Below are 24,892 nucleotides of genomic sequence, written 5' to 3'. Positions count from 1 at the left end.
CATTGCGGCCTCAGGGTCCGGCGGCGGCCGTGTCGGCTTCCGTGAGGACCGCGTGGATGACGTGCTCGGCGTTGGCGGCGATCACCGGATTGGTGACGCGGTAGAACGGGAGCTGGATGAGCGCCATGGACAGAGCCCAGCCGCGCCCCCGCGCCCAGCCGGCGTCGTCGGCGCCCGCGGCCTGCCGGAAGGTGTCCCGGGCCTCGGCGGGGAGGAGGTTCCAGGCCGGGATGAGGTCGCAGGCCGGGTCGCCGATGCCGACGGTGCCGAAGTCCAGCACGGCGTCGAGCCGGCCCCCGCGGGTGAGCAGATTGCCGGGCATCAGGTCGGAGTGGACCCACATCGGCGGTCCGGTCCACGCGGGCGCGGCGAGCGCCGTCTCCCAGGAGGCCGTGGCGGCCGCTGTGTCGATCGTCCCGCGCAACTCGTCGAGCGCGGCTCGTGTCATGGCGTCGACGGTCGACAGGGGCACGCCCCGGTAGGCGGTCGGCCCGTCGGGCAACCGGACCCGGCGCAGCGCGGCGACGAAGGCGCCGAGGTCGGCGGCCAGGGACAGTGGATCGGTGAGACGGCCGGCGCACGGGGGCTCACCGTCGAGCCAGCGCTGCACCATCCAGGGCCATGGGTAGCCCTCGCCGGGTGTGCCGGTGGCGAGGATCTCGGGAACGGCGGCCGGGAGCAGCGGAGCGAGCCGCGGCACCCAGTGCGCCTCCTTGTCCACGTCCTCGGCGCCCCCTTCGATCCGGGGGAGGCGTACGGCCAGGTCATCGCCGAGCCGGTACAGGGCGTTGACGGTACCCGCCGACGGGAAGCGCTTCAGGGGCAGTGCGGCCCATCGGGGGAACTGTGCGGCCAGCAGTCGTCGCACGAGCGAGTCGTCGATAGGGAACTCGCCGGGACGCATCGGGCCGTCGGGGATCGTTGGCGCTACTGGTTCTCTGTCTGACACGGGGCCCAACTATGCCTGTGACGAAGGCGGTTCGCGCTTCTTTTTCGCGGCAGGCAACCTGGTGCGTGCCGTCGCCGTCTTGATCAGCAACGGGTGGGCGGTGTGACGACCGCAGTGGGCATGGATTCCCGAGTGGAAATCGAGCACACTATACGCTCCATGTATACATGTTGTGTATACGTGAGATGTATAGCCGAGTCGCCGGACACCGCCGATCCGTGACAGCCAGCCGATCGAAAGGGATCCATGTACGGCAAGGCCTTCGCCCCGGAGTACCAGGGCGCTTTGACCACCCTGTCCGTGAACTCCTCGCTGACCGATGTCCTGGCGGCGGGTACCGAGCAGCTGCGCGCGGCCGAACGCGTGGGCGCCCGCGCCGAGGCGGCCCGCTCGGGACTGGCGGTCGCCGAGGCGCACCGCAGGCTCGGGCAGGTGGCCGACGCCGACCGGGCGTGGAAGGCGAGCTACCGCACCGCCCGCGAGGCCGGGGACACCGGCGCCATGGCGTGGGCGCTGTGGAGCGGCGGCACCCTGGCCCGCCAGCGCGGGGCGTTCCCGCTGGCCTGGCGGCTGCTGCGACTGGCCGCCGAACTCGGCAAGCAGGCCGGGGACGTCGTCGTACGCGGCTACTCCCTGGCGGGCCTGGCGGAGACCGGCCGCATCCAGGGCGACTACGCCGCCGTGACCGCCCTGCACGAACAACTGCTGGCCGAGGCCCGCAAGCGCGGCGAGGCCCGCCACACCGTGTGGGCCCTGGAGGGCATCGCACAGATACACCGCAACACCGGCGCCTACGACACCGCGTACGCCATGTTCGAGGAAGCGGCCGAGATCGCCGCGCGCGCCGAGGACCGGCGCGGCCACGCCTGGGCCCTGCGCGGCCTTGCGGACATCGTCTCCGTACGCGACGGGGACCCGGACCGCGCGCTGGCACTGCTGAGCGAGGCGGAGGTGTCCTGCCGTGCGATGAACCTGTCCGGGGCGCTCGCCTACAACCACAAGATGCGCGGCAACGTCCTCTACCGAGCCGGGCGTTACGCGGGGGCCCGGGACGTCTACGCGCAGGCACTGGCCGAGTTCGAGGCGATGAGCGAACCGCGCGGCCGGGCACTGTCCCGGCTCGGGCTGGTCAAGTCCCTGGCCCGGCTCGGCCGCGACCGCGCCGAGACCGCCGCCGAACTCGCCGAACTGGCCCGGGTTTTGGAGGGAATCGGACTGCGGCACGCCCGGGAGATGGTCGAACGGGCCCGGACCGAACTCGGCCTCACCCCGGCGAACGACACGGACGCGGAGGCCTCCCGATGACCTTTCCCCGTACGGTCCTGCAGGCACCGCCCGCCGCCCCGGAGATCCTGGCGCGCTGCCGCGAACTGGTCGCCCCGGCCCTCGCGGGGGCGATCGACGGGCTGCACCCCTGGGTGGCGGAGATGGCCGGTTACGCGCTGGGCCGCTGCGAGGTCGGCGGCGCCCCCGCGACCCACCGCCAGGGCAAGGGCGTACGACAGGCACTCGCCCTGCTGGGGGCCGAGGCGGCCGGAGGCTCCGCCGAGGCGGGCGTGCCGGGCGCGGTGGCGGTGGAACTGCTCCACACCTTCTCCCTCCTGCACGACGACATCATGGACGGCGACGCACTGCGCCGCGGCCGCCCCGCCGTGTGGAAGGCGTACGGCACCGGCCCGGCCGTTCTCGCCGGTGACGCGCTCTTCGCCCTGGCGGTCGAGACCCTCACGGCGGCGCCCGCGAGTCCCCACGCCGCGGCGGCCGCAGGGCGGTTGACGAGAGCCTCGCGCGACCTGGTCCGTGGTCAGGCCGACGACCTGCTGTTCGCCCACCGCCCGTGGACCGGCCCGGACGCGGTGAGCGTGGGGGAGTACGAGGCGATGGCGGAGCACAAGACCGGTGCCCTGCTCGGCTGCGCGCTGGCCCTCGGGGCCGAACTGGCGGACGCGCCGAGGGAGACCACCGCCGCCCTGGACCGCGCCGGACGGCATCTCGGGGTGGCCTTTCAGATCGCCGACGACCTGCTGGGCATCTGGGGCGATCCGGCTGCCACCGGGAAACCGGTGCAGGGTGATCTGCGGCAGGGGAAGAAGACCCTCCCGGTGCTCGCCGCCCTCGCCGCGCCGGGCCGCTCCGCACTCGCCGAACTCCTCACCTCCACCGCGGTCCTCGAAGGCAGCGCCGTAGGCCGGGCGGCGACCCTCGTCGAGCGGGCCGGTGGCCGCTCGACGGCCCTGCGTGCGGCGCGTCGGCATCTCACCGCGGCGGACACCCTGCTGGCGGGAGTTTCCCTGGCTCCACGTCCCGCCGCAGACCTGCGCACTCTCCTCTCCTCCCTCGCGCACCGCACGATCTGACGGCCGCTCGCCTCCGGCTCCGCCCGCTCCGGGCCGGAGGCGCTGCGACCTCGGTCACATGTGCGGGTCGGTGGACCTCGTCAGGCAACCGCAGCCCCTCTCGTCGCATCTGTCGAGAGGGCCCGAGGGCCCCCACGGCGTCCAACAGCGCTGTGCCTCAGGGCGGTCGGCGACGACGGCCGCCCCCGTTCCAAGGAACTCAGTGCGCAGACCCCACATACGCCGCGTGGCGATCGCCGTCGCGGTGACGACGGCGGCCACGCTTCCGATGGGCCCCGCCTTCGCCTCGCCCGACTCGCCCGCCCGCGCCGCGACTTCGGCCTCCTCGCCGGTGGAGGCCGCCCGGGCCGCCGCGTTCGCCCACGCCTCGGCCACCGGTGTCGGCCCGGGTGACACCCTGCGGGCCACGGACGTCATGACCGACCCGGACGGCAAGCAGCACGTCCGCTTCGTCCGCAGCCACCAGGGGCTCCCGGTGCTCGGCGGCGACCTGGTCGTCCACCTCGACAAGCGGTCCGCCTACCTGGGGGTGACCCGGGCCGCCGACCACGTCGTCAAACCGGCCACGACCGAGGCGAAGTTGACGCCCGAACAGGCCGAGCAGAAGGCCGCCACGGTCGCCCAGGGCGATGCGGGCAGCGCCGAACTCGTCGTCGACGCCCGTGACGGAGCCGCCGCCCTCGCCTACCAGGTGCACGTGACGGACAGCGACACCACCGAGGCCGGCGGCTCCCGCACGGTCGTCGTGGACGCGCGGAGCGGCCGGATCCGCAGCAACACCCCCGACAGCGACGAGTTCATCTCGCCGCACCTGGAGAAGACGCTGCGCGAGAAGGGCGAGACGGCGAGCCCGGTGACGGGCGTGGCCACCCAGCCGTCCAGCCTGTTCGGTGCGACGGCGGCCGCCCGCTACCCGGTCAAGGCCACCGGCAGCGGCACCTCTCTCTTCGCCGGCAAGGTGACGCTGACCACCACCCGGACCGCGCGCACCAGCTTCCTCCTCAAGGACCCCACCCGGTGGAACACCGAGACCCGGGACGCCAAGGGCAGGGAACTGGAAGCCTTCTCGGGCGGCACGAAGTTCACCAGCACCACCAACAAGTGGGGCACCGGCACCACCGCCAACCGGACCACCGCCGCGGTCGACGCCCAGTACGGCATCACCCAGACGCTGGACTTCTACAAGAAGACCTTGGGCCGCAAGGGCATCAAGAACAACAGCACCGGCGCCCGCGCGATGGTGCACTTCGGTCGCAAGGTCGGCAACGCCTTCTGGGACTCGACGTGCGGCTGCATGCTTTACGGCGACGGTGACGGCGACATGTTCAAGAAGCCGCTGGTGGTCCTCGACGTCACCGGCCACGAGCTGACCCACGGCGTCGTCGACGCGACTGCCGCGCTCGAACCCACCCGGGTGGACGCGGACGGCAACCAGTACGGCGAGCCGGGCGCCCTCAACGAGTCCCTCGCCGACATCTTCGGGTCCAACGTCGAGTTCTCCGCCAACAACCCGAAGAACCCGCCCAACTACCTCATGGGCGAGAAGCTGGGCCTCGCCCAGAAGTTCCTGCGCCGCCTCGACCACCCCTCCCTGGACAAGCTGGAGGGCACCATCGACTACTGGTCGCCCGCGGCCTACGACACCGAGGTGCACGCCGGCTCCGGGGTCTCCTCGCACGCGTACTACCTGCTCGCCGAGGGCAGTGGCCGCAAGACGGTCGGCGCCGTGAAGTACGACTCACCGACGTACGACGGATCGCAGGTGACCGGCATCGGACGCGCCAAGGCGACCGCGATCTTCTACCGCGCGCTGACCCGCTACATGGTCTCGACGACCGACTTCCACGACGCGCGGACGGCGACCCTCAAGGCCGCCGCCGACATGTACGGGGCGACCAGCATCGAGTACCGGACGGTGGACACGGCGTGGGCCGCCGTCAATGTCACCACCGCCAACACCCCGGCCGCCGGGCGCTGACGGACGGCACGAGAAGAGGGGGCCCCGCCGCCGGGGCGCTGTTGGCGAGTCCGTTCGGTGATGTCGGTCCGACCCTGTGGGTGCCAGAAACCGTGAACACGTAACCGCTTAAGTGTTCACGGTTCCCGAGGCGGGTGTCCCCGGCGGCGGACTCGCCAACAGCATCCGCCGGGCGGGGCCCCTTTCGCCGTTACCCCGGCGTCAGTGCTGCTGTGCCTTCTGCGGAGTCGCCTCACTCGGCCGTACGACGACCACGCCGTCGCCCTCCAGCTTCAGCTGCACGGCCTCGCCCGAGCCACCGCGGATCATCGAGCCGATCGACTGGGAGCGGTGCAGCGAGGTGTGGAGCTGCGCGGTCCAGCCGACGACCGCGTCCGTGTCGACGTACACCGGCTGCTGCGGCGAGACGGGGATGACCAGCGGGTTGCCCTCACAGATCAGCCCGAGTCTGCCGTGGCCCGTGAAGACACTGTTGAACAGGCCGCCGCCGGTGATGCCCGCGCCCTTCACGGTTTTTATCTCGTACGCCAGCGTGGAGTCGAAGCACAGGACGTTGCGCCCGTTGACGGTGAACACGTCACCCGGCTCGATGTCGATGAGGAAACAGTTCTGCGCCTCGTGCGCGAACCAGGCCTCGCCCTGCCCGCGCACCGTCATCAAGGGCAGTCCCTCGCCGGTGACCGCCCGCTTGAGCATGCCGCCCACGCCCTGGCCCTTGCGCTCGAACTGCAGATTCCCCCGGTAGGCGATCATCGCCCCCTGGCGCGCGAGCATGTCGCCGTTGACGGCGTACTTGATCGACTTGGCGTTCTGGATGGTCATGCCCGGCGCTACGGCGGGCTGCACCATGTGGTCACTGGAAAAGAGATCACCCTTCATGCGGGCATCTTGGCCCGGAGGGCTTGGTTCCGCCAAGATCGCTGACATGACGGGGACAGTTGGGGGCGGTGGGGGGCACCGGGAACGCGCGAGGGCCGGTCCGGGCGAACCGGACCGGCCCTGGGGGGAAGGTGTCAGGAGGCGCTGGGCGTGGCGACCTGGCTGTGCACGCGGGCGACGACCTCGGTGAGCTGGGCAGCGACCTCGGCGTCGTCGACCGGGTGGGTCTCGGCGAAGCGGGTCACGGAGCCGGGAACGGAGAGCTTGACGTCCTCGAGGACGGTGGCACCCGCGATGCCCAGGGCCTTGCGGGCCTCGTCCTGCGCCCAGACGCCACCGAACTGACCGAACGCGGTACCGACCACGGCGGCGGACTTGCCGGTGAAGGCGCTGGCGCCGTAGGGGCGCGACAGCCAGTCGATGGCGTTCTTCAGGACAGCCGTGATCGTGCCGTTGTACTCCGGCGAGAAGAGCAGGAAGGCGTCGGCACGGCCCGCGGCCTCGCGGAGGGCGGTGGCGGCGGCCGGCACCTTGCCCTCGACGTCCAGGTCCTCGTTGTAGAAGGGGACCTCGGCGAGTCCCTCGAACAGCTCGATCTCCGCGCCCTCGGGGGCGAGCTTGACGGCCGCCTCCGCGAGCTGACGGTTGTGGGAGCCGGCGCGAAGGCTGCCGACGAGCGCGAGGATACGTACGGACATGGGGAACTCCCGGGGACGAAACATAGCGGCAATAAAGCGGACCGAGGTCCGCTTGCTGGTCTGTTTAATGTTGTAGCAGCTAAGCGGACCAGGGTCCAGTTGCCCCCGTGTGCCGTTACGCTGTGTTCATGTCCACCGCACTTCCGCCCTTCCCGAGAGGGCAGGAACCCTCGGGAGCACCCGTCCCGCTGGAGCTGACCGCCGGGCCCGGCGGGCCGCAGCTCCGCGCCGACGCCGCCCGCAACCGCGCCCGGCTGCTGGAGGCCGCCACCCGCCTGGTGGAGGAGCACGGCGTCGCCAACGTGACGATGGAGGCCGTCGCCGCCGCGGCCTCGGTGGGCAAGGGGACCGTCTTCCGACGCTTCGGCGACCGCACCGGCCTGCTGATGGCCCTGCTCGACCACACCGAGCGGCAGTTCCAGGCCGCCTTCTTCAGCGGTCCGCCGCCCCTCGGTCCGGGCGCGTCACCGGTGGACCGTCTGCACGCCTTCGGCTGCCGGGTCCTGCACGAGACCCGCGACCGGCTCGACCTGTACATGGCCGCCGAGCCGGACGCCTCCCGCCGCTTCAGCTACGCCCCGTACCGCGTCCGCTTCACCCACGTCGCCATGCTCCTGCGCGAGGCCGTGCCCGGCGCGGACAGCGTTCTGCTCGCCCAGACCCTCATGGGCTACCTGGAACCCGCCCTGATCCACCACCTGACGCGACAGTGCGGGATGCCACTCGAGCGTCTGGAGTCCGGCTGGCACGACCTCGTGAAGCGGACCACCAGCCCGGTGCCCGACGAGGGCCCGTCGGCATCCGTCAGCTGAACGGGTCCAGCGTGACGTACGCCTGCTGGGGGTTGCCGTCGTGGACGAGGGACTCGTAGTTGCCGACGTCGTCGAAGGCGAACGCGTAGGCCTTGCCGTCGGCCATCTGCGCGTGGATCTTGCGGGCGTAGTGGTTGGTCACCGTGTCCTGGTAGAAGCTCGCCGAGCTGGTGTCCGGCTGGTTGGGGTTGGTGAGCAGCGTCGAGCGGTTGAAGCCCGCGCACAGGGTCCGTGAAATGGGTCCGCGTACCAGGTCGTTGGGGGCGTCCAGCCGCTTGTAGCAGCCGAAGATGCTGTCCGAGTCGGGCTTCTGGAAGCTGGTGACGACCGCTCCGGCGCTGTTGGTGAAGTTCATGACGTCACCGGAGACGCGCCCGTAGTACTTCGTGTTCGGCTGGTCGGTGAACGGCGTCACCGTCAGCGTCGACGAACCGTACTTCTGCCACACGCGGTTGACGTAGTCGTCCATGACGGTGCTCGGCAGCGCCCCCGCCTCGATACCGTGGCCGGGAGCCAGCGCCCGCAGGACGGTGCCGTCGGACCGGGTCTGGATCAGATTGGCCCAGCCGCCCGGCTGACCGCGCAGGGCGTTGAAGAACCCGGTGTAGCCGCCCGACTTGAGATGCCCGGTGTTCTTCGTGGTCCCGTCGGCGAGTTGGACCCCGACGGCGTACGGCGCCGAGAACATGTCGACCTGCGTGCTGTTGATCCACAGTCCGGAGTCGTTGAGCGTGTACTCGGACCAGTTGAAGAGGATGTTGCGGTTGGGGTCGCTCGGATTCTGCACGGCCGGCTGCACCAGGCCGCCGGTGGTCAGTCGGAAGTCGAGCTTCTGGCCGTAGGAGAAGTAGAGCCGGCCGGAGAACTTGGGCATCCGGATCGTCAGCGACTGGCCGTTGGCCGGTCCCGTGATCGACGCGTCGGGCGCGGGCGTCGGCGGATTGCCGCCGGCGGGCCAGGCGTGGAACGTGCCGTTCGCGTCGGCCCAGCCCTGCTGGCCCGTCGAGAGGAGCGTTCCGAGGTCGTAGATGTAAACGGGTTCACTGCGGCCGGAGTTGTTCGTGAACTTCAGTGGGATCGTCGCCGGGACGGCCGCGTTCGCGTCGGAGGGGGCCCCGAACGTGAGAAGCGCCGTGGTGACGGTGCCCGCAGCCACCGCCAGGGCGCGCCATTTGAGACTCCTGAGCCTTCTGGTCACTCGCTCTCTCCTTGGGTGGGGGGATTCCAACGAGGTGGATTCCGGCGGAGTGAAGCTGTCCGATTCTCGTTGAGAGCGCTCTCAGAATTGCGGCGGGTTCCGTACATGTCAACGATCCGGACAGAATTGGTCTGGTCCAACTGGGCCTGGGGCGTCACATGGTGACGTTCGCGGCGGATCCGACGGGCAGCCGGCGGAAGCGGTCATGGATGCCGGTGTGAGCGCGCTGACCTGCTGTTCGATGGCTGAGCGGCCCTCGTCGTGAACTGCGGCGGGGGTTCCCGGCAGAACATCGGAGACGGCTGGAACGGCTGGATGGAGGGGACTTGTTTCGGGGAAGTGCACGGGGCTGTGGCGGCGCTCCGCTGCCCGCTTCGAACTCCTGCCGATGAGGCTGAAGTCGCGGGGTCGGGTGGGTTGCCCTGTGGTTGCGTTCCTGGAGCGGCTATCCGTGAGGCGCGGTTGGCGTCCCCTGGGCAGGAACGGCCCAGGGGAGGAGTGCTCCTCGTGGTGATCGGCTCGGACCGGAGCATGACGTGCACGTGCCGGCGTCTGTGACCAGGTCTGATCAGACACTTGCTGACCTTTTGCTGACTCTACTGACGAGTAGTCAGATGCTCCGCCAGTGTCCACGCGCACGCTGAGCCTGACCTGGTCCAGCCGTCCTGCGCCGACCCTCAGGCGGGCCCGGTCTCGTGAGGTACACGGAACTGTGTCAGTTATGTGGGGATAGCTGATTCTCGGTGCCATCCCGGAGGGGCGGCAGCTTCGGCCCCGCAGTTCGGGTCGAGAAATGGCAATCTTCGTTGGGTGAGTGACGGCAGGGTAGCCGCCTGTCCCGCGCCTGCGTATCGGGGAGCGGACTGTTACCGCAACATCTAGGGGATATCGCTGCGGTCGTACGGTGACCCTGAATTCCGTGTGTTTGTCTGCGGATTCGTAGTCATATTTATCGTGACCGAAGCCGGTGGTGAGAGAGGGATGGCTGCGGTTTTGACTCGCTGCCCTGGCGCTCGCCCTGAAGAGGTGTCGGTACGCGGCACTGGCTGGGCTGCTGTTCGGCACGTCATGGTGCCCAGTGGGCTCACCGAAGGATTTCGGGGTTCGGCGGACGCATGCTGACGGGCAGGCTCGGGGGACGAAGAGATCTTCTTGAAGTTGTCTACCTGGGGGCGCTGACCTGCGGTGATATCGCGAAATAGGTCTCTGGTCTGGCCTGATTCGTCTTTCTGGGTCTTTCAAGCTCGGGTCCGGTTACGCGGTCGATTCTCCCCGCACACTCGCCAGAGCCGCTCGTACTCCCCAGATTCTCCCCAGGGAATGGCCCAGTGCGTGGTCGGTGGGGCGCGCTGCGGAAGCCCCTTCCACGGGCCTGTTGATCACAGGCCGTTACTGCCGACGGTTGGTCCAGAAGTCGTCGGCAGTCTCTGCCACCCATTTTGCGCGCCTCTCCATGACCTCTGGATTGCGCTGGCCGCCTACTGGTGGACCGTTGGTCAGGGCAGCAGGTGAATGGCCAGGACGGAACCGTCCTGGTGTATCGAGACGGGGCCGTCCCACTTCCTGTCCCATGTGTCCGAAGGCCACGTGGAGCGCAGAGCGTAGACGTCGCTGCGGTATTGCTCCAGGTGGCCGTGGCTGAGGTGACCGAAGAGGTCCGCGTGGACTCCGGAGAATGCCTCCACACGTGTTCCGTTGAGTCGGAAGACGTGGTCGGTGCCGATGAATGGGATACCGAGGAGAGTGTATTTGGCGTCCCGGACGCTGCTGGTGGCCGCGTGGGCGATGCCGGCGGAGAAGCGGCGACTTCCCTGGCGGGTAGTGAGGTACGGGGCGGTGGAGTTTCCGTCGCCGGCGAAGGCGGTGAGCCCCGCGGCGGATGTGCGTGCGAGGACTCGCTGGAACCATCCAGTGATTTCCTCGGTGACGTGAATGCCGGGTTCCGCGGACGGCCCTTTGCTGTTATCGGCCGGTGGGTGAATGCCTGGAGGCCATGCCTCGTCCTGGAGTTGTGCGTTCAGGTTCCCGAGTGGGGAAGTGTCCGTACCGGACAGCCAGCCGTCCGAGCCTTCGGCCTTGAGCGCGTGCACGGTGAGCGGCTCATCCAGCGGCAGCTGTGTGCTGAAGATCAGGCCGGGCGTCTCGTCGTAGGTGCCTATGTGGACTCCCTCTATGTAGGCAGAGGCGTCGGCGAGTTGGCTGTAGGAAGTGGTCGCGGTGCCGTGGTTGCCGCGGGAGACGACAGGGAAGATCCGCGACGGTTCTCCTGGTTTCCAGACTTCACCGAAGTACTGCGGGCGGTATCGGTAGCCCACCGTGGTGCCTTTGTCCTTGCTGTTCAGGGCCCAGCCCGCGCGGAGGGCCGTGTCCGCGGGAACGATCGATATCGCATGGTCTGGGTAGCGGCGGCTGAGAATCCGTTCGGCGACGGCCAGTGCGAACCCGATGCCGAGTTCTCCCGACTGGAGTGCCTTGTAGTAGTCGGCCGTGTCCCGCCCTTCGGCGGAGAGCCCCATGAACGACGTGGGGCTGCCGTTGAGGGCCAGGCTGTATTTCAGGCTGCCCCAGTGTTCGGCCAGGCCGCGGGCTGCTCCTCGGCGTGCCAAGGAGATGGCTCGCGCAAGGGTGTGCAGAACGTCCCACGGTGTCAGCCGGACCGAGCCGTCGAGATCGGCGGCACGGAGCGGACGCAGGCCCGGCTTGCGCCGTAGGGCTTCGAGGTCTTTTTCTTTGCGTTCCTCGTCGTCCTCCGAGGCTGCGGCGCCAACGTCCCCGGCGACTGCCGAGGTGGAATGGACAGCGACGTTCGAATACCGTGCGAGATCTTCCAGTGCTTCTGCAGTCGACTTCGACACCTGTTCCCCCTGTTCCCCGGCGGATCGCAGCGAGACCTAAGACCAACGCCGCAAGGTATGAGTCGAACGACGGGCGCACACAAGTGCGCATAGGGCGCGCGCCTTTGGAGCGTGACGGCCGGTGAAAGTTGTGCTGGGTGCCCAGGAGGGGGCGTCGTAGCTCATCATGGCAGGGTGGATCACAACCTCAACGGGTTGAGTACCCGGGAGTTCGAGCACGTGTCACAAGCTCTGGCCCAGGAGATCCTCGGGCCGGGCGTCTCTGCCTTCGGGGACGGCAAGGACGGCGGGCGCGAGGCGACGTTCCAGGGGCGCGTGCCGTATCCGAGCGAGCTTGAGGCATGGGACGGCTACGGAGTCGTGCAGGCCAAATTCCGGCAGCGCACCGATCAACAACCCTCGGATGCGGTCTCGTGGTTGAAGGGGCAGATCAAGGAAGAGTTCGAAGCGTGGCTGAGCCCAGCCTCCAGGAGGGAACGGCTGCCCGAGTATCTGATCTTCACCACCAATGTGGTCCTGACTCCCGTGCCCCGAAGCGGAGGCATTGACCAGATCAAACAGTTCGTCTCCGCGTACGTGGCCCGCCTGGGAGTCAAGGACTGGGCGGTATGGCACTACGACCAGCTGTGCCGCTATCTGGATCGCTACGACTCCATCCGCCGTACCTACGCCGGTGCCATCACCTCCGGTGATGTCCTTGCTCAGCTGCTCGACGCGGTATCCGCCGGGACCAAGCCGCGGTCGGATGCGCTCGCTGATACGGTCCTTGCCTCGCGGCACCGACGCGAGGCTCGACTGAGCCTTGTGCCCGAGGAACACGTCCATGCCGTTCTGGACTGGGCTGACAAGTCGTCACTGCCGGTGGTGACTGTCCCCGCCGGCACTCTGGCGGTTCTGGTCGCCCCGATGGGGGCCGGCAAGAGCGAAGAAGCCGAGCGTTGGTGGCGCGAGGGGCTGCAGGAGGCAGTCGCGGATCCCGGAGTGGCGATTCCTGCATGGGTGGATGCCCGCAAGGCCGTGCCAGATCTTTTGGACGCCATCTCACGCGCGGGCGGCGATCCGGCGACTGGACTCGGACGCATCGTGATCGACGATCTCGACGGGATCGCACCCGAACAGGTCTCACGCCTTCTCCACGAGGCCCGGATCTTGCTTGCAGCCCACCCGAGCGCCCGGATTCTCGCCACGTGCAGACCTGGCGTCGACCTGGGCAGGGCCGTGGTGCACGAGGTCGCTCCGTGGCCGGCGCGGAGGGGGAAGGAGCTGCTGGACCTTGTGCTCGGCGACGAAGCGCGAATGGCTTTCCAGGAACGCGAAGTGCAGGATCTGTTGACCAGCCCCCTTCAGTCCCTGTCCGTTGCCTCCCGCCTCCTCGCCGGTGAGGACGCGCGGGTGTCCAGCCTGGACTTGTTGTCCGGCCTGGCCGCATCCGTCATCAAAGGCCGGCGCACGGGGCACCCGACTCCACAGACCTGGGACCGGTTGGCCCGCCTCGCCGTACGTATCCTGAATGCCGGAGGCCCGGTCTCCGCTCAGCAATTCGGCCATGAAGCCGAGGTGTGGGAGCTGACAGACACCGGCCTCGTCGTCCAGGAGGGCGCGCGACTCCGGTTCGCACTGCCCGTCTTCGAGCAGCACTTCGGCGCACAGGCTCTGCGACAGGGCGCCGTCCGGCTGGAGGAGATCGTCGCCGCTGACACCTTCCCCCGGTGGCGCTACGCGATCGCCTTCGCCGTGAACGCGAGCCACCCAGACGAAGCGGAGAACCTCATGCTCCGCCTGGCCCGTGCCAACCCTGCGGCTGCTTCCTGGGTGTTCGACGAGATCGCGCGAGGCAAAGAGCAAGACGATGGGATGCGCGAGGCCGAGGACAAGGCCCGGGCCGCAGCCGCCCAAATGGTCCCCGCGGACCACGATGAACTCCGAAGTGCCGAAACAGTTGGCACATGGTTGCGCGAGGCAGTCGAAGCCTATGTGGAGGGTTTTGGCCCGCTCAGCGGCTCGCTCCTCGGCCTACGGGACGGACGATTGCCTCGCTGGGGCGTGTGGGCGAAGGAAGGGTGGGTGGCCGTCTCTCCGTCGAGATTCGCCTTCGAGCCTCCCGCGGTGACGCTTCTGGCAGTGCACCCGAGGAACCGTGAAGACCCGGAATGGCTCTGGTGGAGCCAGTTCCTCTTTCCCGGTGATCCGCTGGGCAGGTGGGACTGGGCCCGCGGCAAGATCCGTAAGCCCCTTGAGCGTGTCGTCCGGCGTGGCGCTCTCCTGGTGCCGCCAGATTCGCCGCTGGCCAGTGAACGACTGTGGTATCTCGCCCAGAGACTTCGCCTCAGAAATGGCTCCCTCCATACGGTCGGCGTACCCGAACTGCGCCAGCGACTTGAAGCGATGATGGAGCGTGTGCGCGCGTCCGTGTCGTACACCCATCATGGTGCGGGCTACACATATGACTCGGCGGCCGTTCGGTGGCTGCATTGAATCGCCCCGGGTTCGATAGAGATCTCAGATTATGGTTGTGACCTGGGGTTTCGTGGATTCCATGTAGTGGTTGGCTTCGTACTCGACGGGCGGAACGTGCCCTATCTCACCGTGGAGTCGGCGGTGGTTGTACCAGTCGACCCACTCTGCGGTGGCCAACTCGACTTGGGAGAGTGACTTCCAGGGCCGTTGGGGCTTGATCAGCTCGGTCTTGTACAGGCCGATCGTGCTCTCCATCAGGGCATTGTCGTAGGCGTCGCCGACCGATCCGATCGAGGCGGCGATGCCGGCGGCGTCCAGATGCTCGGCGAGCCGGAAACTCGTATATTGCGACCCGGCATCCGAGTGGTGGATCAACTCGCCTGGCTGAACTGGGTGTTGGTCGCAATCACGTTGCCACACGGCCATCTCAAGGGCGTCCAGGACGAAGACCGTTTCCTTCACGGTGGCCGCGGACCAGCCGACGATCCGGCGGGAGAACGTGTCCACGACGAAGGCGACGTAGACGACACCGGCCCAGGTCTTCACGTGGGTGAAGTCCGCGACCCGGCAGCGGTTCGGGGCGGCAGCGACGAAGTCGCGGTCCAGCAGGTCCGGCGCCCGTTCGGCCTGCCCGCCGGGCAGCGTGGTGATCACGCGTTTACCACGGACCGCCCCAGCGATGCCGAGTTCGCGCATCAGGCGTTCGACGGTGCAGCGGGCCACGCGGCGGCCCTGCCGGTTCAGCTCACGCCAGATCTTCCTCGCCCCGTAGACGTGGTAGTTGGCCTCGAAGACCTCGCTGATCTGTTTCTTCAGTTCGGCATCCCGCACGGTCCTGGCCGACGGCGTGCTCCGACGTTTGTGGTGGGCGTAGTAGGTGGAAGGGGCGATCTTGCAGTCGTGCTCGGTGAGCGTCCTGCAGATCGGCTCGACGCCGCCGAAGCGGTCCCGGTGCTCGTCGATGAACGCTACGAGCGTGTGTGTGGCCGGTCGGTGAAAGTCGGCCCGGGGCGCGGTTCCGGCCTTTCGACCGGACCGTTTCCCCGGACCGCTTCCCGAACCCGGCGGGCACCTCTCAATGCACCGGGCTCTCCACAAGCCCCGAAATGGACCGCGTGTTGGACATCCTCATCCCGCGATGGGCCAGGGAGCTGGAATAATAGAACCTCGATATCGGTAGCGGGTCGTTCCTACCTTCTCGGGGTCGAACAGCTCTCTGTTCTCACTGGCGGGCCACCATCCGCCGCCGCAATAGCGGTTGCGGAGATCCTTCCAGGTGGACCGGCGATGTTTGCGCCGCATCCATCGCCATACCGTCTGCCACGTGTAGTAGCTCAGATAGGCGAAAGTCGCGGAGGACACCCCGGGCCGGAAGTAAGCACACCAGCCCCGCAACGCCATATTCATCCGACGCAGCAGGTCGTCCAGCGGCTGGTTCACTTCGACCTCTCGGCACAGCATCTTGACCTTCCGCTTCACAGCCTGAACGGCCCTCTTCGCGGGATAGGTATAGACGTAGCGCTGGCTGGTGCCTCTCTTGCGGTGGCGCTGGAGGTGCCACCCGAGAAAATCCAGCCCTTCCTCGATATGGGTGATCAGGGTCTTCTCCGGAGACAGGCGCAAGCCCATCAAGGACAAGACCTCTGTGATCTCCTCACGCAGAACTTCGGCATCCGTTCGGGAGCCGAACACCATCAGGCACCAGTCGTCCGCATACCGCACAAGGCGATAGGTGGGAAGACCGTGACGGTGCCGTCTGTTCCGTTCCCGCTGCCCAGCAGCAGGGCCTCCCGGCGCCTGAGCGATGTACTCGTCCAGGACTGAAAGAGCCACATTGCTGAGCAAGGGCGAGAGAATCGACCCTTGTGGGGTTCCGGCAGTCGTCTCCCGCAGCAGACGATCCTCACCGAGGATGCCCGCCTTGAGGAAAGCCTTAACCAGATCCAGGACGCGTTTGTCTCCGACTCGACGCCGCACCCGGTCCATCAGGGCCGAATGTGAAATTTCGTCGAAGCAGGCCGTGATGTCACCCTCCACGATCCACTCATAGTTGCGTGGCCGCGAAGCTAGATAGTGCACCTCGGCTACCGCGTCATGAGCCTGGCGATTCGGGCGAAACCCGTAGGAGCACGAGAGGAAATCCGCCTCGAAAATTGGCTCCAACACCAGCTTCAAGGATGCCTGGACCACCCGGTCGGTGATGGTCGCGATCCCCAAGCGGCGCAGTTTCCCGCCGGCCTTCGGGATCATGCGTTCCAGCACTGGAAGCGGGCGGAAACTACGGTCCTTCACATGCGACCGCAGTTCGTCGAGAAACTCCTCGACGCCCTGCCCGGCCTCGACGGAACGGGCCGTGCGACCGTCCACTCCGGCCGTGCGGGCACCCTTGTTACCCCGCACCCGATCCCAGGCCACCAGAAGGAAACCGGGATCGGCAACAAGGTTGTAGAGGTCGTCGAACCTGCGATGAGAATCATCACGGGCCCAACGGTGCAGCTTGGTCTGGATATTCAGTACCCGTCGCTCCGCCATAAATAAGGCGCGCTCCAGTTCGTCGGTATTCACCAGCGAAAACCTCCCGGCCTTCCAGCAACCTCAACTGCTGACTTGCTGGCCCCCTTCGCCCTGCGGCCGTCTTTCACGGCCTCCACGGCGGGTCGTCACGCCCGCGACTACTACGGGGCCTCCGCCCCATCCCACGGCCCTCAATCGGCAACGGACCTGCCCACCACCGGACCGGCTGCCCGGCGGGAGGGCGACCGCGGATGGTTCCCACGTTCACCATGTGATCGATCGGTCAGGGAGGCGCCCAGCTCTACTCCGGCAGCATCGCCACGCTTACGCCGCAGACCTTCAACGTGGCCTCCCCACCGTCAGAGCTACACGGCTTCGGAGTTGGGCCCCCGCCGCAAAGCAGAGTTCCACGCACTGCACACCGGCCCATATCCACCAGATTTGACCCGGCTTCGCTGTTACGGAGCTTCAACCACTGGTTCGCTCTCGCTACACCTTCTGACCTCGCTGAACAGACCCGCACCGTCTGGTAGTTCCGGCACGTCCCGCCTTCGTCGGGGCCGCTTGCCACCCTCACCGGCGTTCCCCGGATCAGGCTGCCCCCAAGCTTCGATCAGGCCGCTACGACGACCTGACGGAAGTGGCCTTTCACCACCTCTCGATCAACATCGCGCCTCGTGGCGCACAGCTCGGCCGCGAAGAAACTCGCCGCGGCCTTCAGGATCTCGTTGGCCCGCTTGAGTTCGGCGTTCTCCTTCTTCAACGCCTTGAGCTGGGCGGACTCCTCCGTCGTCGTCCCCGGTCGTGTCCCCGCGTCGATCGCGTGCTGCTTCACCCAGTTCCGCAGCGTCTCGCGGGAGCCGATGCCGAGCTTCTCGGCCACCGCCTGCAGGGCGGCCGTCTCGTTCGGGTAGTCGTCGCCTACCTCGGCGACCATGCGCACCGCGCGACGGCGGAGCTCAAGCGGGTAACGGGAAGGTCGTGCCATGACTCGATCCTTTCACGAAATTGAGTCTCCATTCGAACCGGGGCGGTTCACCTACGGCCGCCCCCGGATCACCGCCGAGCTGCGCGACGGCGGCGAGCGCGTGAACCACAAGCGCGTCGGACGGGTCATGCGCAAGTACGGCATCGCCGGGCTGCGGCTGCGCAAGCGCCAGGTCACCACCGTGCCCGAACCGTCCGCCACACCGGTGCCAGACCTGTTCCGGCGCGACTTCACCGCGAGCAGGCCGAACACCAAGTACGTCGGGGACATCACTTACTTGCCGGTGGGCGACGGCGAGTTCCTGTATCTGGCGACGGTGATCGACTGCTTCTCGCGCCGTCTGGTGGGCTGGTCGATCGCCGATCACATGCGCACCTCGCTGATCAGCGACGCGCTCAGGGCAGCCGCCGCGACCCGCGGCAGCCTGGCCCGATCCGTGTTCCACAGCGATCACGGAGCGCAGTACACCTCTCGCGAATTCGCCGAACTGTGCGCCCAGTTGGGGGTCAGGCAGTCCATGGGAGCGGTCGGCACGAGCGCGGACAACGCACTCGCCGAGTCGTTCAACGCGGCCCTCAAACGTGAGACGCTCCGTGGCGCCCGCAGCTTCGACGGGGCTCGTGCCTGCCGCCTGACGGTCTTCCGCTGGACCACGCGCTACAACACCCGCCGACGACACTCGGCGAACGGACAGCAGGCGCCGATCGCCTACGAACAGCAATCAGCTACGCTGACACTTGCCGCATAACGACGCGAACAGGTGTCCACTCCTCGGGGACAAGGCCCAAGGCCGGGTAGTTAGGGTTTTCGCAGGTCACGCAAGGGGAGTTGGTGACCATGCTGTGGCGGCGTAGAGGCCGGGGCCGAGCTTGTGGATGAGTCCGCTGGTGGCCCAGCGGTTCAGTTGTCTGTACATGGTTTCCAGGGTGACGTCGCCGAAGTGAGCCGCGATGTCGCGGGGTTGCCAGAGGCGGGTGGGGTCTTCCTCAAGCAGGGTCAGGATTCGGTGTCGGCGTCGCTTGCCGGGGGCGGTGTGCCGATCATCCCGGGAGGCGGTCGGCAGTGCGGGCAGCGGATCGGAGGGTTCGAGGATGGTGACGTCGAGGTCGGTGACGGTGCGGCTGGCATCGGGCCGGCCGTCGTTGTCGCATCGCCCGTTGTAGCGGGAGGTCGGTGCTTTGACCTTGCGGGTACTCACCCGCTGCCGCCGGGGTGGGAGCAGGCCTGACAGGATCCGGCGTCCGATGAGACCGACCGGTTCGACGGTCGTGGTGACGACGTCGGCGGCCTGGATGACCTGATCACGGGCGGCTTGGAGGGCGATAGTGAAGCCGCAGCGGTCGGGGTCTGTGCCGGGGACGGACTCGGCGGCGTCGACCATAACGGTCCGCAGTGCCTGGTAGAGCGTGAGGAGCGACCACATCTCCTGCTCGATGCCGATGGGGTCACCCGAGCGCAAAAGGCGGCCGTTCATGATCGTGTGGCGGAGCGCGTAATACGCCGATTCGTGCTCCCACCGCTGATGGTAGAGATCCACCAACACGGCCGCCGGGAAGCGGCGGGCGTCCGTCAGGGTGGTGGCCAACCGGTAGGAGCCGGTGAAGACAGTGCCGTCGGTGCAGGTCACGGTGATCTGCGCATCGATGACCCGCACCCGCACGGTGCCGATGACTGACAGATAGGAGCCGTCGACGAGACGGGTGAGAGCCGGTGTGCGCCGGTTGCTGCGGAGCCGTCCGAGGAACTGGGCGCCGGTGGTGGTGACGGCGGAGAGGAAGGCGTTGCCGTCGAACCCCTTGTCCCAGAGCACCAGCATGTCCGGCCTCAGAAGGTGCAGCAGGCGGCCGGCGTAGCTCGTCTCGCCCTCGGCCGTCGGGCCGAACACCGCACCGATCAGGGCCCGGGTGCCGGTCTCGACCAGCGTCATCAACTCCAGCGTCGGATAGCCGTGATGAGACGTTCTCCCCAGCCAGGCCCGGTTCCGATCGGAGTCGAAGACCCTCTGCGAACTGCAGCCGTCGAATGACACCGTCCGGTAGGGCCCGAACCGCACTCCCGGCGTCGTCGGCCTTGCCAACGGCCCGGCCAGTACGTCGAACAACGCCCGAACCGGCGCGCTGCCGAGTCGCCGGCGCAGGTCACGTAACGCCTTCGCGGTCGGGCAGACCACAGGAATCCCGGACAGGCCGGCCGTCAGCTTGTCCCAGACGAGCCGGTAGCCGACCTCGGGGAACAAGCACATCACGAGCAGAAAGTAGACCCCCACCCGCGAGGGCAGATCACGCAGCCGCCGCTGCACCGTCCTCGTCTCCGACAGGACCGCGTCGACGAGCTCGAACGGCACGATCGCCGTCAGTTCCCCCAGATGACCGGGCGCGAACCGGCCCGCAGCCACCGTGACCGTTCGGGTGATAGTCGCCAACGGCGGCGGCAGGACACAATGATCGAGCAACGGAGCTCCTTCGGGACAAGCTGTCTTGGACGACTGCCTGTACCAACGAGCCCCGTTGCTCTACGTCGGAAACTCGCCAACTCCCCTTGCGTGACCTGCGAAAACCCTAACTACCCGGCCTTGGGACAAGGCCCGGGCATCGTGTGCTCCGGGCCTGGGCCGGAACCCGAACGAGCACGGAAGCATGTCGGCCTCGAAGACCGGCTCGAGCACGATCTTCAACGCGGCCTGCACGATCCGGTCGCGAACCGAAGGAATCGACAACGGCCTCTGCTCCGCCAGCAGGGACCACATCTCCTGCTCGATGCCTGCCGGGTCGCCCGAGCGGAGGTTGCGCCCGTTCATGATCGTGTGGCGGAGCGCGTAGTACGCGGATTCGTGTTCCCACCGCTGGTGATAGAGACCCACCAGCGCGGTGGCGGGGTAACGGCGGGCGTCGGTCAGTGTGGTGACCAGTCGGTAGGACCCGGTGAAGGACGTGCCGTCCGCGCAGGTCACGGCGATCTGTGCGTCGATGATCCGGACTTTCACGGTGCCGATCACCGACAGGTAGGAGCCGTCAGCGAGGCGGGTGAGGACCGGCGTGTGCCGGTTGCTGCGGAGCCGGCCCAGGACCTGGGCGCCGGTGTCGGTGACCTGCGCGAGGAAGGCGTTGCTGTCGAATCCTTTGTCCCACAGCACCAGCATGTCCGGCCTCAGCAGATGCAGCAGCTGGCGGGCGTAGCTTGTCTCGCCCTCGGCGGTGGGGCCGAACACCGCGCCGACCAGGGCCCGGGTGCCGGTCTCGACCAGCGTCATCAACTCCAGCGTCGGATAGCCATGATGCGAAGTCCTGCCCAGCCAGGCCCGGTTCCGTTCGGAATCGGGAACCCTCAGCGAGCTGCAGCCGTCGAACGACACCGTCCGGTACGGACCGAAACGCACACCTGGCGTCGTCGGACGGGCCAGCAACCCGGCCAGCACCTCGAACAACGCCCGCACCGGCGCGCTGCCGATCCGTCGGCGCAGGTCACGCAACGCCTTCGCCGACGGACAGACCACGGGCATCCCGGACAGGCCCGCGGTCAGCTTGTCCCAGACGAGGCGATAGCCGACCTCGGGGAACAGGCACATCGCCAGCAGGAAGTAGACCCCGACCCGCGACGGAAGATCACGCAGCCGCTGCTGCACCGTCCTCGTCTCCGCGAGGACCGCATCCACCAGCTCAAACGGCACGACCGCCGTCAGTTCCCTCAGATGCCCTGGAGCGAACCGGCCCCCGGCCACGGTGACCGTTCGGGTGATGGCCGTCAGCGCAGACGGCAGGACACAATGATGGGGCAACGGAGCTCCTTAGGGACAAGCTGTCTTGGTCGACTGCCTGTACCAACGAGCTCCGTTGCTCTGCGTCAAGAATCCTTCAACTCACTGGCGTGACCTGCGAAAACGCTAAGGGCTTGCAGATCAATAACTCGCCGTCTTGATCTCCGGTTTGGGGATGCCGAGGTGTGTGGTGAGGTTGGTGAGATCGTCGAGGGTGGCCAGTTGCGTCTCGGCGGGTTTGATGGCGTGTCCGATGTCGTGGAGGAGCCGGCGGGTTTGGCTGATGGCCCGGTTGAGGGTCACGGGTGTCACGGTGAAGAGCGGGGCGATGACGACCTGGGGGAGTTTGAACCTCTGGTAGAGGATGGTGGCCAGGAGCCGGTCGACGAGGGTGAGGCCGGGGCGCCGGCCGGTATAGAGGCCGACGGCAGGGGTCTTCTGCCGGTCGCCGCCGCGTCGCTGCTGGAGGTCTGCTTCCCGCTGAGCCGCGCGGGCCGCTGCCAGCTCGGTGACCAGCGAGTCCCACTGCTCGTGCGGGATGCCGGTGAGGGCGGGATGGGTCAGCCAGTCGCGGCCGGGGCCGGCTTCGTTCTGGGGCGGGATCGGAAGGACGCCGTCCCGGCGGTGTTCCTGGGGGTGGAGGGTGTAGTTCCAGTCGCCGTGCCAGTCATGGCGACTCAGTGGCAGGGTGTTCAGCTGCCCGTCACTGATGCGGACGCCGGTCTCGTAGAGGGCGGTGTCGAGTTCGGCGCGGACGGTCAGTCCCGTGCGGGTGGTGGTCGCTGCGATGCTGTTCACGATGGTTTCATGGCTGGTCAGCGGCCTGCCTCGCCAGTTCATCGTGATGTGGGAGAACAGTCGGTGCTCGATTCGGTTCCACTTAGATGTGCCCGGAGGAAAGTGACACACGGTGATCTCCAGGCCGGTCTCGACAGCCAGCGCGGCCAGCTCGAACTTCCAGGCCCGGGTGCGGTAGCCGTTGGAACCGCCCGCGTCCGCGGTGATCAGCAGACGGTGCGAGCGCGGGTAGGTATCGCGCCCGACCGCGTGCCACCAGCGGCGGACGGAGGCGACGGCGAAGGCTGCGGTGTCGTGGTCGGTGCCGACGTTGACCCAGCCCGTGTCCGCGGTCAGGTCGTAGATCCGGTATGGGATCGCGTTGCCCAGATCGGCATCGGGAAAGTCGTGGGTGTGAACCCGGACCGGATCGCCTTCGCGACGCCACTCGTGGCCGGCGTTCTTGTAGTTGCCGACCAGCTCCTTCTTCTTGGTGTCCACGCTGATCACCGGGTCTCCGGCGGCCTGGAAGTCCTTGGCCTGGTCGTAGATATAGCGGAACTGCGCATCGCGGTCCGGGTGTTGGGCACCTTCGATGGTCTTGGCGTTGCCTTGGAGACTGAAGCCCTCCTCGCGCAGCACGGCCGCCACGGTGTCCGCCGAGACTCGGTGCCCCTGCCGAGTCAGCTCGGCAGCCAATTGCCGGGTCGACTTCGTCGTCCAACGCAGCGGCGACATCGGGTCCCCGCGTACATCCGGTTCCACCAAGGCCAGCAACGCTGCCCGAAGGCCCGGATCCAGGTCCACCGCACGCTTGCGGCCCCCACCGGACCGGCGCACCCGCCCCAACGGCGCCTCGCCGGACTCCAGTTCAGACACCCCGCACGACACGGTGCCCTCCCGGACTCCGGCCGCACGAGCGACGAGCCTGATGCCTCCATGGCCCAGCGACCGTGCTTCTGCTCCTATGGCCAGCCGCCGCTGCCGCTCGTCGAGATGCGGGAACAGCGTCGCAAACTTCGCGGCCAGGGCCGCCTCGATCCCCTCCGGACTCCCCATACCATGGCAACGAGCCTCGGAGCCGGAAGCGACGGCTTGTTTCCCGGCAAGCCCTAACTACCCGGCCTTGGGACAAGGCCCGTCTTGATACGAGACGCCGTCGGTGAGCATGTGCCAGACCGCGGTCAAGATGGAGTGCTCGATGGCGACCAGCGCCTTCTTCTTGCCGAGGTGGGGCACGAGGCGGTGGTAGCGGGCCCCGAGGTAGGTGGTCTCGCGGGTGCGGGAGGCGGCCATGGCGGCGGTGCCCAAAGCGGCGCCGAGCCATCGGTTGCCGCGGCGTCTGCTGCCGGATTTGTGTTTCCCGACGGATTCGTGGTGGCCAGGGCAGACGCCTGCCCAGGACGCCAGGTGCCCGGCGATGCGGAAACGGCCCATGTCGGCGCCGGTCTCGGCCACGATGATCTCAGCGGTGGCTCGGCCGACCCCCGGAATGGTTTCCAGCAGCTCAAGCTAGCGGGCGAAAGGGCGCATCTCCTCCGCGATCCGGGCCGACAGGCCGGCGATCGCCGCCTTGAGCTGGTCGATGCGTTCCAGGTGCAGGCGGCACAAGAAGGCGTGGTGCTCGCCGAAGTTGCCAGTCAGTGCCTCGACCAGGGCGGGGATATTGGGGCGCATGCGGGCCTTGGCCATCTGCGCCAGGACCGAGGCGTCGCGTTCTCCGTCGATGAGCGCGGTCAGCATGGCCCGCCCGGACACGCCGAGGATGTCGGTGGCCACCGCGGACAGCTTGATGCCGGCATCCTCCAGTTCCTTCTCCAGCCGCTGGGCCTCGCGGCCGAGTTCCGCGGCGAGGGTGGAGCGGTAGCTGCTCTCCCTGCAGCGGGCGCTGCTGGCCGAACCGGGCCGCCCGCATCCCAACCTCGACCTGGCCACCCGCTATCTGCCCTTCGGCGGCAGCGTCCTGGTGGGCGGGGACTGGTTCGAGACCGTGCGGCTGCACTTCGGGCGCACCCTGCTGGCGGTGGGCGACGTCATGGGGCACGGGCTGGACGCGGCGGTGGACATGAACGCCTACCGCTCGATGCTGCGCTATGTCGCCTCGACGGATCTGCCGCCGCACCGGGTGCTGCGCCGCCTGGACTCGGCCGTCGCCGAGGACGGCGTCCGGCGTCCGGCGACCTGTCTGCTCGTCCAGGTCGACCCGACCCGCGGCACGGCCACGCTGGCCAGCGCGGGGCATCTGCCGCCGGTGGTGTTCGCCGGGGACGGCAGCGGGGAGCTGTTGCAGGTGCCGGTCGGTCCGCCGCTGGGCACCGGCGTGGGCGGCTACGAGGCGGCGACCCGCGCACTCGCTCCGGAGGACACCCTGGTGATGTTCACCGACGGTCTGGTGGAGCGGCGCGACGAGGACATCGATGTCTCGCTCGCCCGGCTGGCCGGGCTGCGACTGCCGCCCGGGACGGGGGTCGACGAGGCGCTCGACGCGGTCCTCGTATGGCTCGACGCCCGGCACGCGGAGGACGACGTGGCGCTGCTGGCCGCCCGCATCCGCCGCCGCCACCCGAGCTGAAGCCCGACGCCGCCGTGGCCGACGTACGTCTTCCCCCTTCTGCCCCGCTGTGCTTGGGCACGGAAACAATGCCCGTGCCCACACTTTCCTGGAATACGCAAATG

18 protein-coding genes and 2 pseudogenes are annotated in these 24,892 nt (G+C 68.0%); 7 read left to right on the top strand and 13 right to left on the bottom strand.

The genetic code is table 11. The features are described from left to right. Positions 1-10: 10 nt before the first annotated feature. On the bottom strand, positions 11-904 hold the full coding sequence (locus tag OG568_RS05325) for an aminoglycoside phosphotransferase family protein (protein ID WP_329530517.1): 894 nt from the start codon (positions 902-904) through the stop codon (positions 11-13). A gap of 291 nt (positions 905-1,195) precedes the next feature. Here OG568_RS05325 and OG568_RS05320 point away from each other — a divergent pair, with 291 nt between their 5' ends. The 3 genes from OG568_RS05320 to OG568_RS05310 all read left to right on the top strand — a co-directional run bounded on the left by OG568_RS05320 (position 1,196) and on the right by OG568_RS05310 (position 5,284). Beyond that, positions 1,196-2,254: a tetratricopeptide repeat protein gene (locus OG568_RS05320; protein ID WP_329530516.1), complete on the top strand. Its 1,059-nt coding sequence runs from the start codon at positions 1,196-1,198 to the stop codon at positions 2,252-2,254. Beyond that, positions 2,251-3,306: a polyprenyl synthetase family protein gene (locus OG568_RS05315; protein ID WP_329530515.1), complete on the top strand. Its 1,056-nt coding sequence runs from the start codon at positions 2,251-2,253 to the stop codon at positions 3,304-3,306. Before OG568_RS05320 ends, OG568_RS05315 begins: the two co-directional genes overlap by 4 nt. Positions 3,307-3,508: 202 nt before the next feature. Beyond that, positions 3,509-5,284: a M4 family metallopeptidase gene (locus OG568_RS05310; protein WP_329530514.1), complete on the top strand. Its 1,776-nt coding sequence runs from the start codon at positions 3,509-3,511 to the stop codon at positions 5,282-5,284. Between the two features lie 201 nt (positions 5,285-5,485). Here the strand turns inward: OG568_RS05310 and OG568_RS05305 are convergent, their stop codons facing one another. Together OG568_RS05305 and OG568_RS05300 are read right to left on the bottom strand one after the other, a co-directional pair. Beyond that, on the bottom strand, positions 5,486-6,163 hold the full coding sequence (locus OG568_RS05305) for an AIM24 family protein (RefSeq protein ID WP_266425022.1): 678 nt from the start codon (positions 6,161-6,163) through the stop codon (positions 5,486-5,488). A 134-nt stretch (positions 6,164-6,297) separates the two neighbouring features. Further along, entirely contained in the window at positions 6,298-6,861 is a 564-nt protein-coding gene (locus OG568_RS05300; RefSeq protein WP_266589271.1) for an NAD(P)H-dependent oxidoreductase, read from the bottom strand. A 128-nt stretch (positions 6,862-6,989) separates the two neighbouring features. Here OG568_RS05300 and OG568_RS05295 point away from each other — a divergent pair, with 128 nt between their 5' ends. Beyond that, positions 6,990-7,673: a TetR/AcrR family transcriptional regulator gene (locus tag OG568_RS05295; RefSeq protein WP_266589273.1), complete on the top strand. Its 684-nt coding sequence runs from the start codon at positions 6,990-6,992 to the stop codon at positions 7,671-7,673. Here OG568_RS05295 and OG568_RS05290 read toward each other — a convergent pair. Continuing rightward, positions 7,666-8,871 carry a glycoside hydrolase family 64 protein gene (locus tag OG568_RS05290; protein ID WP_443077552.1) on the bottom strand — a complete coding sequence of 402 codons (1,206 nt, stop codon included), beginning with the start codon at positions 8,869-8,871 and terminating at the stop codon, positions 7,666-7,668. The genes OG568_RS05295 and OG568_RS05290 overlap by 8 nt on opposite strands. A gap of 1,496 nt (positions 8,872-10,367) precedes the next feature. Next, positions 10,368-11,726, bottom strand: a complete 1,359-nt coding sequence (locus OG568_RS05285; RefSeq protein ID WP_329530513.1) for a hypothetical protein — start codon at positions 11,724-11,726, stop codon at positions 10,368-10,370. Positions 11,727-11,900: 174 nt separating this feature from the next. Between OG568_RS05285 and OG568_RS05280 the strand changes: the two genes are divergently transcribed. Continuing rightward, the gene (locus OG568_RS05280) at positions 11,901-14,201 is read left to right on the top strand and encodes a hypothetical protein (protein WP_329530512.1); all 2,301 of its coding nucleotides are present in this window, start codon (positions 11,901-11,903) and stop codon (positions 14,199-14,201) included. Positions 14,202-14,225: 24 nt separating this feature from the next. On the opposite strand, the gene OG568_RS05275 is transcribed toward OG568_RS05280, so the two are convergent. The 3 genes and pseudogenes from OG568_RS05275 to OG568_RS05265 all read right to left on the bottom strand — a co-directional run. Beyond that, on the bottom strand, positions 14,226-15,281 hold the full coding sequence (locus tag OG568_RS05275; RefSeq protein WP_329530511.1) for an IS3 family transposase: 1,056 nt from the start codon (positions 15,279-15,281) through the stop codon (positions 14,226-14,228). Positions 15,282-15,311: 30 nt separating this feature from the next. Further along, positions 15,312-16,748 carry a group II intron reverse transcriptase/maturase gene (ltrA, locus tag OG568_RS05270; RefSeq protein WP_329530510.1) on the bottom strand — a complete coding sequence of 479 codons (1,437 nt, stop codon included), beginning with the start codon at positions 16,746-16,748 and terminating at the stop codon, positions 15,312-15,314. 649 nt (positions 16,749-17,397) lie between these two features. Next, positions 17,398-17,685 (bottom strand): annotated as a pseudogene (locus tag OG568_RS05265) (transposase); the annotation flags it as partial. Between OG568_RS05265 and OG568_RS05260 the strand changes: the two are divergent. Further along, entirely contained in the window at positions 17,684-18,433 is a 750-nt protein-coding gene (locus OG568_RS05260; protein ID WP_329530509.1) for an IS3 family transposase, read from the top strand. The pseudogene OG568_RS05265 and the gene OG568_RS05260 overlap by 2 nt on opposite strands. Positions 18,434-18,499: 66 nt before the next feature. Here OG568_RS05260 and OG568_RS05255 read toward each other — a convergent pair whose 3' ends face one another. The 5 genes from OG568_RS05255 to OG568_RS05235 all read right to left on the bottom strand — a co-directional run bounded on the left by OG568_RS05255 (position 18,500) and on the right by OG568_RS05235 (position 24,151). Continuing rightward, complete coding sequence (locus tag OG568_RS05255; protein WP_329529911.1) at positions 18,500-20,137, bottom strand: transposase domain-containing protein; 1,638 nt, start codon at positions 20,135-20,137, stop codon at positions 18,500-18,502. Positions 20,138-20,197: 60 nt separating this feature from the next. Then, positions 20,198-21,460 (bottom strand): IS4 family transposase, encoded by a 1,263-nt coding sequence (locus OG568_RS05250; protein ID WP_443077551.1) that lies wholly within the window; start codon positions 21,458-21,460, stop codon positions 20,198-20,200. A gap of 120 nt (positions 21,461-21,580) precedes the next feature. Next, positions 21,581-23,275, bottom strand: a complete 1,695-nt coding sequence (locus OG568_RS05245; RefSeq protein WP_329530508.1) for an ISAzo13 family transposase — start codon at positions 23,273-23,275, stop codon at positions 21,581-21,583. A gap of 57 nt (positions 23,276-23,332) precedes the next feature. Further along, a complete protein-coding gene (locus OG568_RS05240) occupies positions 23,333-23,719 on the bottom strand; it encodes a transposase (RefSeq protein WP_329536261.1) in 387 nt (128 codons plus the stop codon). A 9-nt stretch (positions 23,720-23,728) separates the two neighbouring features. Beyond that, positions 23,729-24,151, bottom strand: coding sequence for a hypothetical protein (locus OG568_RS05235; RefSeq protein ID WP_329530507.1), 423 nt, complete (start codon positions 24,149-24,151; stop codon positions 23,729-23,731). Here OG568_RS05235 and OG568_RS05230 point away from each other — a divergent pair. Beyond that, positions 24,087-24,788 (top strand): annotated as a pseudogene (locus tag OG568_RS05230) (PP2C family protein-serine/threonine phosphatase); the annotation flags it as partial. The gene OG568_RS05235 and the pseudogene OG568_RS05230 overlap by 65 nt on opposite strands. Positions 24,789-24,892 lie beyond the last annotated feature (104 nt).

Origin of the sequence: Streptomyces sp. NBC_01450, from assembly GCF_036227505.1 — a bacterium.
Lineage (GTDB): Bacteria > Actinomycetota > Actinomycetes > Streptomycetales > Streptomycetaceae > Streptomyces.
Note: the sequence above shows the minus strand (reverse complement) of the source record. Positions and strands in the feature narration are given on the sequence as shown.